General features: G+C 52.1%; 5 protein-coding genes and 3 pseudogenes. 2 read left to right on the forward strand and 6 right to left on the reverse strand.

All coding sequences use genetic code 11. The features are described from left to right. Positions 1–202: 202 nt before the first annotated feature. The 5 genes and pseudogenes from rbsR to rbsD all read right to left on the reverse strand — a co-directional run bounded on the left by rbsR (position 203) and on the right by rbsD (position 4,362). Positions 203–1,204, reverse strand: coding sequence for a ribose operon transcriptional repressor RbsR (gene rbsR / locus ACTBDZ_RS11470; protein ID WP_438815402.1), 1,002 nt, complete (start codon positions 1,202–1,204; stop codon positions 203–205). A gap of 3 nt (positions 1,205–1,207) precedes the next feature. Next, a pseudogene (locus ACTBDZ_RS11475) lies at positions 1,208–1,519 on the reverse strand (PfkB family carbohydrate kinase); the annotation flags it as partial. Continuing rightward, entirely contained in the window at positions 1,474–2,319 is an 846-nt protein-coding gene (rbsC, locus tag ACTBDZ_RS11480) for a ribose ABC transporter permease (protein ID WP_438815403.1), read from the reverse strand. The pseudogene ACTBDZ_RS11475 and the gene rbsC, both read right to left, overlap by 46 nt. Positions 2,320–2,431: 112 nt before the next feature. Further along, entirely contained in the window at positions 2,432–3,919 is a 1,488-nt protein-coding gene (rbsA, locus tag ACTBDZ_RS11485; RefSeq protein ID WP_438815404.1) for a ribose ABC transporter ATP-binding protein RbsA, read from the reverse strand. Positions 3,920–3,945: 26 nt separating this feature from the next. Next, a pseudogene (rbsD, locus tag ACTBDZ_RS11490) lies at positions 3,946–4,362 on the reverse strand (D-ribose pyranase). A gap of 294 nt (positions 4,363–4,656) precedes the next feature. Here rbsD and ACTBDZ_RS11495 point away from each other — a divergent pair. Beyond that, a pseudogene (locus ACTBDZ_RS11495) lies at positions 4,657–6,365 on the forward strand (pectate lyase). Positions 6,366–6,405: 40 nt separating this feature from the next. Here ACTBDZ_RS11495 and kup read toward each other — a convergent pair. Beyond that, positions 6,406–8,274: a low affinity potassium transporter Kup gene (gene kup / locus ACTBDZ_RS11500; RefSeq protein ID WP_438815405.1), complete on the reverse strand. Its 1,869-nt coding sequence runs from the start codon at positions 8,272–8,274 to the stop codon at positions 6,406–6,408. Positions 8,275–8,586: 312 nt separating this feature from the next. Here kup and ravA point away from each other — a divergent pair, with 312 nt between their 5' ends. After that, positions 8,587–10,089, forward strand: a complete 1,503-nt coding sequence (gene ravA, locus ACTBDZ_RS11505; RefSeq protein WP_438815406.1) for an ATPase RavA — start codon at positions 8,587–8,589, stop codon at positions 10,087–10,089. Positions 10,090–10,282: the final 193 nt, after the last annotated feature.

Here is a 10,282-nt window from a genome sequence, read left to right on the forward strand (position 1 = left end):
TAACTTTCCGACTGTTACCGCAACTGCGAATCGCTGTTGCCGTGTCAGTGGAGGCGCAGTATAGACACTTCTCGCGCCCTGACAAGGCCTAATTTCAATTTTATTTCTGAGTGGGTGTTTTTTCGGCGAATCGCATAGCAAACCAGCATAGATGACGCTATTTCATCCCAATCACCCCATTTTACTGCGTCGTAAATCCCATTTACCGATGAGCCACCGACTCGCGCATCACCAACTCTGGCGTTAATACCAGTACCGTTGGCTCGGTTTCAGGATGTTCCAAACGGTATAACAGCGTATCCACCGCCAGTTCCCCCAATTCATCTTTAGGTTGATGAATCGTCGTTAACGGTGGAGACATATAACGCGCCAGTTCGATATCGTCATAACCCACCACGGCCATATCCTTTGGAATAGACAATCCCGCCTGATAGAGAGCGTGATAAACCCCAACCGCCATCGCATCGTTACTACAGAACACAGCATCCGGCCTTTGCGCCAGCGACAGCAGTTTGCGCATCGCCTGGTATCCGGTTTCAAACTCGAAATCCTCTAACACCACGTAGTCATCAGGAACGGGCAAACCTGCACGCTGCATCGCCTGCCGATAACCTAACAGTCGGTTATAGGCCGTTGTTTTATCTTGTGGGCCAGCGATACAGGCGATATTGCGGTAACCGCTGTCGATCAGATGGCGGGTTGCAATATCTCCGCCAAGCAGAGAATTGTCCTTGATAACATCACTCACGCCTTCAAACGGCGACCAGTCCATCATCACCAGTGGAATTGACGGGTAACGGCTAATGGTTTCCGAGGAAGGGCGGTGATTCTCGGTACACATCAGTAACAAGCCATCAACCCGCTTTTGCATCAAGGTTTCCAGGCTACGGTCCAAGCGGTTGTGGTCGCCTTCGGTATTGCACAGGATCAGGCTATACCTGCGCTCGTAGCAACTGCGCTCAACGCCACGCACTACTTCAGCATAAAACGGGTTACTACTGGCCGTTAGCAACATACCGATAGTTTGCGTCTGATTGATCTTCAAACTGCGCGCCAGCGCAGACGGTGCGTAGTTGAGAGAATCAACTGCCGCCAATACCCGCTCGCGCACCGTGTCACTAACAAAGCGATTATTATTGATTACATGTGAAACGGTTGACGTCGACACGCCCGCCAGGCAAGCAACATCCTTCATTGTGGCCACATATCACCCCTGGGAGTGTAAAAATGCGTCGATCTCATTGCGCCACGGCACAGAGGACTGAGCACCAGCGCGAGTTACCGCAATGGCAGCGGCAGCATGAGCAAATTTCACGGCGGTTTGCATCGGTTGATTTTCCAAAAGTGCAGTGACCAGCGCACCATTAAAGGTATCGCCCGCCGCAATCGTATCTACAGCCTGAACCTGGAAACCGGGAATACGCTGACCTTGCCCGTTTTCACTCAGCCATACGCCGCGACTACCCAATGTAATCAGCACGGTAGTAATGCCTTTATTATGCAATAGTTGTGCAGCCTGTGGTAGTAAGAAGAAACACCTAACAGGTTCAGTCCATTGTTGAGGAACCCAAGAATCAGCGTGCCGATGAGCGTGCCAACAATGCGCCCTTTACCGCCCGCCAAACTGGTCCCGCCCAGCACCACTGCCGCAATCGCATCCAGTTCATACCCCGTGCCTACCGTTGGTTGTGCCGATGACAAACGCGCGACTTCGATAATCCCAGCCAATGCGGATAACAGCCCACATAAGGCGTAGACGATAATCTTGACTTTATCGACGCTGATGCCCGACAAGCGGGTCGCCGCTTCATTGCCGCCCAGCGCATAGATATAGCGCCCGAGCCGCGTGTGGTGCAGCATGTACCAGGCAGCGATAAAAACGATAACCATCAACCAGATCTGTGTAGGAATCCCCAGAGTGCGACCAATGCCAAACCAGCCAAAGGTATCGGCAACGTCAGAAAAACCGGTGTTTATTGGGCTGCCGTTGGTGTACACCATGGTGACGCCGCGCAGCAGCAACATCATCACCAGCGTGGCGATAAACACCTGCACCTTTCCTTTCTCGACAATCACTCCAGTGCCCGCCCCGATTGCCGCACCGAGCGCCAACGCGCCAAACACCGCCAACAGAGCATTCACTTCCAGGCCAACAATCGATGCCGCCACCGCGCCGGTCAGCGCCAACAATGACCCGACCGACAAATCGATACCCGAGGTCAGAATCACCAGCTTCATCCCTACCGCCATGATGGCGTTCACCGATGTCTGTTGCAGGATATTGAACAGGTTGTTGACCGTGAAAAAGTTAGGGCTCATAGACTAGACCACTGCGATCAGGATCAGCAGGGCAATCAGCGACTTTTGCTCCAACAGCCACTCTTTACTGAACCAGCGCTTTGCCGTGATAGATTCGGAACTCATGTCTGACTTACTCCTGCTTTACGCTATATTGCTTGCCAACCGCCGCCGCCATCAGCACTTCCTGAGTGGCCTGCTCAATGGAGAATTCACCGCTCAAACGGCCTTCATGCATCACCAAAATGCGATCGCTCATACCAAGTACTTCCGGCATTTCCGATGACACCAAAATGATGCTGAGGCCTTCTTCTTTGAACTGGTTGATTAACTGGTAGATCTCTTTTTTGGCCCCCACATCGACGCCGCGCGTAGGTTCATCGAGGATCAGCACTTTCGGCCGCGTCATCAGCCCGCGAGCAATCGCGACCTTCTGCTGATTTCCGCCGGACAACAGGCCAATGGGCTGTGCCATTGAGGGAGTTTTAATATTGAATAAACGGATAAAATCACTGACCGCGGTGCGTTCGTCTTCATGTTTGAGTGCGCCAAAGCCACGGCTGAAATAACGCAATGCCGTCAGCGACATGTTCTCTTTGACGGACATCCCCAACACTAGGCCATCGCGTTTGCGATCTTCGGAGATATAAACGATGCCGTTTGCCAGCCCATCCTGCGGACTGCGCGTCACCACCTCACGGCCATCAAGCGCCACATCACCGCGCGTGCGGGGAAGTGCGCCATACAGGATCTTCATCAGTTCGGTACGCCCTGCGCCCATCATGCCGGACACACCAAGAATTTCCCCCTGCCGCAACGTAAAACTGACGCCTTCAACACCCGGCCCCGTCAGGTCTGTAACGCTCAAGCGAATATCGCCCGGCACGGTATTCAACCGAGGGTACTGCTCTTCCAGCTTGCGCCCCACCATCATTTCAATGAGCTGCTCTTCATGCAGCTGGTTGACCGGGCGCTCACCGATAAACTGGCCGTCACGCAGCACGGTCACGTCATCACAAATCTCGAAAATCTCTTTCAGGCGGTGGGAGATATAGACGATACCGCAGCCCTGTGCGGTCAGTTCCTTAATCACGGTAAATAAGGACGCGGTTTCGGTATCCGTCAGTGCATCCGTGAGCTCATCCATGATGATCACTTTGGATTCAAAACTCAGCACCTTGGCAATCTCGACCATTTGCTGGTCACCAATGGACAACTCGCCGACCAGTCGGCGGCTGTTGTAGCGCAGGTTGAGCTTTTTCAGCAGCTTATCGGCTTCGGCGTACATCTTTTGCCAATCAATGCGCCCCAAGGCTCCGGTAAACTCACGGCCAAGAAAAATATTTTCGGCAATCGTCAGTTGAGGAATCAGGTTGAGTTCCTGGTGAATAATACCGATACCCGCGTGCTGTGATGATTTTGGCCCGTTAAAGGCAACCTCCTGCCCGAGAAAGCGAACCTGACCGGCATCTTTGCGGTAAATACCGGTGAGCACCTTCATCAGGGTAGATTTCCCGGCGCCGTTCTCCCCCACCAGCGCCATCACCTTGCCGGGATAGACATTCAGGGCAGCACCGGACAGCGCTTTTACACCGGGAAAGGTTTTTACTATTCCCTGCAACTGTAATCAAAGGTTCTATCTCGGCCTCAGAAGGTTACGCCAGCACATAAAATAATATTGGCAGGCGAGCATTCACCGCTGCGAAAAACGGCCCTGCTCTGCCCGCTTTGCGTCTTGAATGCCTCATGACTGACATAGTGCAACGCAATGGTGTTTCCCTGGTGTTGTTCAAGCTGTTGCAAATGCTCACGAATAGCTTCATGGAGCACTGGGTTCTTCTCGATAATCTCTTACGCAACAATCGCCGCTTCTACCTGCATCTCCTGCGTAATCACGCTCAGCACCTGTATAAAAGTAGGCACATTGTGTGTTAACGCCAGATCTACACGGGCGGTGGTGGCAGGGATGGGTAACCCTGCATCACACACCACCACTTGGTCAGTGTGTCCAAGTCGGGCAATCACGCTCGAGACTTCGGAATTGAGTAATACGCCTTTTCTTATTATGTCACTCGTTTTGATAACGACAGCGAAACGTTTCGCTATCACAAAAAAGAGATATAAGAAAAACATTAGGTTAGAAAATAGCCGCTGACCACCGGTGTCGGAAGATTGATCGTTATCACAAATGAAAAACAAACAATGAAACCAGATAATGCATTTATTAAAACAGTGCTTCTTTTTTCGTATGATTTACTTCACTTCCTAAAGCTCACATCACCATACCCACAATTTAAACAATAACGGCACTCTGACGTCTGCCGAAAAAACTCTGGTTTGTTAACAAGGACTCTAACGATGAAAAACATATCCCTCTCTTTGGCAGCCCTATGCTGTATGGCTGCACTCACCTCTCAGGCGCACAGCGCCGATCGTTTGACGATCGTAAAACAGTATGCCGATACCGTCTTGGATAAAGCGGGAGACCATTATCACGGCACGCAGCCTTCACCGTTATTGGCGAGCGGTGTCGATCCGCGCACCGGTAAACAGCTTGAGTGGGTTTTCCCCGATGGGCGCACAGCGGTACTCTCCAATTTTTCCGCTCAGCAAAACTTTATGCGCGTATTGGTTGGCCTCTCTAACCTGACGGGCGATGAGCGTTATCAACAGCGCGCCAAAACCAGCGTGCGTTACTATTTCGATCGCTATCAGGATAAAAGCGGTCTGCTGATTTGGGGGGACACCGTTTTGTCGATTTGAAAACGCTACAGCCCGAAGGCCCCAGTGAAAAAGAGTTGGTGCATGAGCTGAAAAATGCCTATCCCTACTACGAATTGATGTTTGCCGTGGATAAACCGGCGACGGTTCGCTTCATTCGCGCATTCTGGAATGCCCACGTTTATGACTGGCAAATCCTGGAAACCAGCCACCACGGTCAGTACGGTAAGGAGATCGGTAAACTGTGGGACAACAGCTTTACCCAGCAACCGCCTTTCTTCGCCACCAAAGGGCTGAGTTTTCTTAACGCCGGTAATGACCTGATCTATTCCGCATCCCTGCTCTATAAAAACAACCATGAAGCCGGCGCGCTGGTATGGGCAAAACGGCTGGCGGAGCAGTATGTGTTGCCGCGCGATAAAAAAACTGGCCTGAGCGTTTACCAGTTCACCCAGGCATTAAAACGCGCTGAAACCAGCGATGACAGCGATACCAACTCTAAATACGGTGACCGCGCTCAACGTCAGTTCGGACCAGAGTTTGGACCTGCTGCGTTGGAAGGCAACATGATGTTGAAGGGGCGCACCAGCACGCTCTATTCCGAAAATGCGCTGATGCAGCTACAGCTGGCGAAAGATCTCGGTAAAGACGGCGACGATATCAAGAAATGGACGCTTGATGGCCTGAAAGCGTTTGCCAAATACGCCTATGACGAAAGCAACAACACCTTCTGTCCTATGCTGGCCAACGGCACCGATCTTTCCAACTACACTCTGCCACGCGATGGTTACTACGGTAAGAAAGGCACGGTACTGAAAGCTTACCCGGCCAGCAGTGATTTCCTGTTATCCTACGCCCGCGCCTACACGCTGGAGAAGGATGCCGATCTATGGAAAGTGGCGCGCGGCATCTCCAAGGGGTTGGATCTGGGGGATATAGGATCAGCACCGGGTAAAGGCGTCAGCGTCAATGTCAGCATCAAGAACAGCGACCCGTATGCTATTTTTGCGCTGATCGATCTGTGGAAGGCAACGCAGGATAAAACCTACCTGACGGTAGCCGAAAAAGTGGCTGACAACATTGTCAGCAATAATCTGCACAACGGCTTCTTTATGAACTCTGCCAAGTATCAATATGCGTCGATTGATAGCATCGATCCTTACGCACTGCTGGCACTGGAAGCTACGCTGAAGAATAAACCACAGGCCGTTGCCCCGTTCCTGAACGGTTCCGGCTTTACCGAAGGGGCTTATCGTATGCCGGACGGCAGCGCCCGCGTCTCCACCCGCGATGATGAGCTGTTTGCCCTGAAGGAAGGGGAAACCTTAAAACCGAACGGTAAATAATCACCAAAAATGACGCCCTCCATTTCGAGGGCGTCATACACTAAATCTCTACCTGAATCCCCAGCTCTATCAGCCGGTTCGGCGGTATCTCAAACTGATCGGCCGCGCGCAACGCATTACGACTCAGCATCATAAACACCTTGCCGCGCACGCGCAGATACCAGGGCCGTTTGCCCATGGTCAGCGACTCATTGGACATGAAAAACGATGTTTCCATCATTTGGCAAGCTAACCCCTCCTGCCAACAGCGGTGAAACACCTCTTCCACGTTGGGCGTTTCCCGCCAACCGTAGTTGGCAATCACGCGCCAAAAGGTCGGGGAAAGCTGTTCAACTGTAACGCGCTGCACGTTATGCACATAGGGAACCGCTTCTGTGCGCATGGTCAGTAGCACCACCCTTTCGTGCAATACTTTGTTGTGCTTGAGATTATGCAGTAATGCAAACGGAATGACATGCGTCGCGCGCGAGAGATAGACCGCCGTACCCGGCACTCGTACCGGCTGGTTTTTCTCGAGTGAGGCAATCATCGCATCCAATGAATTACCATGCTCATGCAAACGACGCAGTAAACGGAAACGCTCGCTCTTCCAGGTCGTCATAATGGTAAACATGATCAATCCCAGCGCCAGCGGCAACCAGCCGCCGGAAAGGATTTTAACCACGTTGGCAAGAAACAGTGGGATATCAATCAACAACATCGCTACCAGCAACAGCCACACCAGATAGCGGTGCCAGTGCCAGTTTTTTACCGCCACGGTCGCGGAAAGAATGCTGGTCAGCACCATGGTTCCGGTCACCGCGATACCGTAAGCTGCCGCCAAATTGCCAGAATGCTCGAAGCTGACGATGACAATCACCACCGCCGTATACAGCAGCCAGTTTATCGCCGGAATATAAATCTGCCCGGATTCCATGTCTGACGTATGCACAATACGCATTGGCGGCAAATACCCCAGACGTACCGCCTGACGCGTCAGCGAGAATACGCCGGAGATAACGGCCTGAGAAGCGATGATGGTCGCCAGCGTTGCCAAGATCAGCAGCGGAATCAACGCCCAGTCGGGAGCCAGTAAAAAGAAGGGGTTTTTGATGGCTTCCGGGTTACGCAGCAGCAACGCCCCCTGACCAAAATAGTTGAGCACCAACGACGGCAGCACCACGGTAAACCACGCCAAGCGAATAGGGAATTTACCAAAGTGCCCCATATCCGCATACAGCGCCTCCACCCCAGTGATCGCCAGTACCACAGCACCCAGAGCAAAGAAAGAGATAAACTTGTATTCCATAAAGAAACGCACGGCGTAAACCGGGTTCAATGCCTGAAGCACCTGCGGCGTTTCCATCACGCTGCGCACTCCCAGCACCGCCAGCGTCAAAAACCAAATCAGCATCACCGGCGCAAACAGCTTACCCACGCTGCTGGTGCCGTGTTTCTGAATGGCAAACAGCAAGGTCAGCACAATCACCGACAGCGGCACGATGTAGCTATCCAACTCGGAGGCAGCAATCTCAATCCCTTCCATTGCTGAAAGCACCGACATCGCCGGGGTAATAACCACTTCGCCATAAAAAAACCCGCCGCCAATCAGCCCCATGATCACCACGATGGATGTCATGCGATCGCTGGTGTGGCGTCCGGCCAGTGACATCAGGGTCAAAATGCCCCCTTCTCCGGCGTTGTCGGCTCGCATCACATAGGAGAGATACTTGAGCGACACTACCAGTACCAGCAGCCAGAAAATCAGCGAGAGAAAGCCAAATACTGAATGCTGCTCGACGCCAAACCCAAACTGTCCGGAAAGGCATTCCCTTAATGTATAAAGCGGGCTGGTACCGATATCCCCGTACACCACGCCAATAGCTGCCAAGGTAATGGCAGGAAGCGATTGCTTATGCTCTGAGCTCATAGCGCCTATCTTCTGTTGTTTTCACTTTGCGACTTCCGCTGTTTTCACTGCGTAGAGAGCAACGCGTTTTTCGTAGACTTAGCCCGAAAGCGCACAGTATGCACATATTCATGCAAAAACCCCATCCCTTCACGCCGTCTCGAAACATCCAGAAATAAACTGGTTTATTGATTAACATAGCCAAAGATGGCAATAATCGACGCAGATACGATTAAAAAAAATCTGTGATCTGCCGTATATTATTGCATCATCGTTGATGACTTTATCGCTTACCACCCTGTTTTGCGCCATCAGAGTAAAAACGGATCCCTTATGCTTCAATCAGCCTCTTTGGCCGATCGTATTACACGCCTCAGCCAAGCCCTTGAACACGGCCTGTATGAACGTCAGCACGCTATTCGCCTGTGCCTGCTCGCCGCGCTCAGCGGCGAAAGCGTGTTTTTGCTGGGGCCACCGGGCATCGCCAAGAGCATGATCGCGCGTCGCCTGAAGTTCGCGTTTCGTGACGCCCGCGCTTTCGAATACCTGATGACACGCTTCTCTACCCCGGAAGAGGTGTTTGGCCCGCTGTCGATTCAGGCGCTAAAAGATGAAGGGCGTTATCAGCGTCTTACCGGAGGCTACTTGCCGGAGGAAGAAATCGTTTTTCTGGATGAAATCTGGAAAGCCGGCCCTGCCATTCTCAATACCCTGCTGACAGCCATCAATGAGCGGCGCTTTCGCAACGGCAGCCATGAAGAAACCATCCCCATGCGGCTGCTGGTAACGGCCTCCAATGAACTGCCGGAATCAGAAAGCAGCTTAGAAGCACTCTATGACCGCATGCTTATTCGCCTGTGGCTGGATAAAGTGCAGGAAAAACAAAACTTCCGTGCATTGTTGACGCACACCGGTAGCGATCGCGACAATCCGGTGCCGCTGTCACTGAGCGTCAGCGACGAAGAGTACCAGTCATGGCAAAGCGCCATCGATCGCATCGCCTTACCGGATGCCTGCTTTGAACTGATTTATGCATTGCGCCAACAGTTGAATACCACAGACAACGCGCCGTACGTTTCCGATCGACGCTGGAAGAAAGCGCTGCGGCTGCTGCAAGCCTGCGCGTTCTTCTCTGGCCGTGAAAGCATTGTCCCACTTGATATCATCTTGCTGAAAGATTGCCTGTGGCATGATAGGGATTCACAAACGCTGGTGGAACAGCACACCGAGCAGCTCATCACCGCGCACGCCTATCAACAACGGGCGCTTCTGTTCCGCTTGCAGCAATTAAACGTGAAACGGCAGCAATATCAGCAGCAACAGAGCGAATTGCAGGCGATCACGGTCGAAAAACAGGGGGCATTTCTCAGCCGTAAAGCCCACTACCTGCTACCGGAAGCGCTAAATAAAGAGACGCTAACCGTGGTGTTGCAGTGCCCGCTGGTACTGAATAATATTGATGTGACACATATCGTGTTAGAAAAAAACGCCTTGCAGTCATGGCTGCAAAAAGGCGGAGAAGGCGAAATCAGGGGAAAACTCAACGGCATCGGGTTTACCCAGCACCTCGACATGTACGTGGATGACCACCTTCATCTTGCGGTGCGCGATATCAGCCTACAGACCACCATTCTTTCTTTACCTGAAAAACGAGACTGTACCTTACCGACAGAACTTACTGATGAATATGAGAAATTACGTCAACAACTGCGCGAGCAGCGACGTCTGTTTCACCACCATCAGCCGTGTTTGTTCATCCCTGCCGACTGGCTGGCAAAAATAGAAGACAGCCTGCAACAGGTCGACGAACAGATACAGCTCTCGTTACAGGATTGATCGAATGTTGACGTTGGAATCGCTGGAAATGCTGTTGTCCATTGACGAAAACGAGCTCTTGGACGACCTAGGCTGTGTCCCTTAATTGCTTGAGCTATAGTATCCATCTGTTTCTACGACACTTTGGATTATGGCTCGCTACGATCTTTCTGATGAAGCATGGGCAATCATTGAGCCCTTGTTACCAACCGTT

This window comes from Symbiopectobacterium sp. (assembly GCF_051710365.1).
Taxonomy (GTDB): Bacteria; Pseudomonadota; Gammaproteobacteria; order Enterobacterales; family Enterobacteriaceae; genus Symbiopectobacterium.

Excerpts from the sequence above, each read along its gene's own strand:
- rbsC (WP_438815403.1), bottom strand. The coding sequence starts at position 2,319 with ATGAGCCCTAACTTTTTCACGGTCAACAACCTGTTCAATATCCTGCAA.
- kup (WP_438815405.1), bottom strand. The coding sequence starts at position 8,274 with ATGAGCTCAGAGCATAAGCAATCGCTTCCTGCCATTACCTTGGCAGCT.
- ravA (WP_438815406.1), top strand. The coding sequence starts at position 8,587 with ATGCTTCAATCAGCCTCTTTGGCCGATCGTATTACACGCCTCAGCCAA.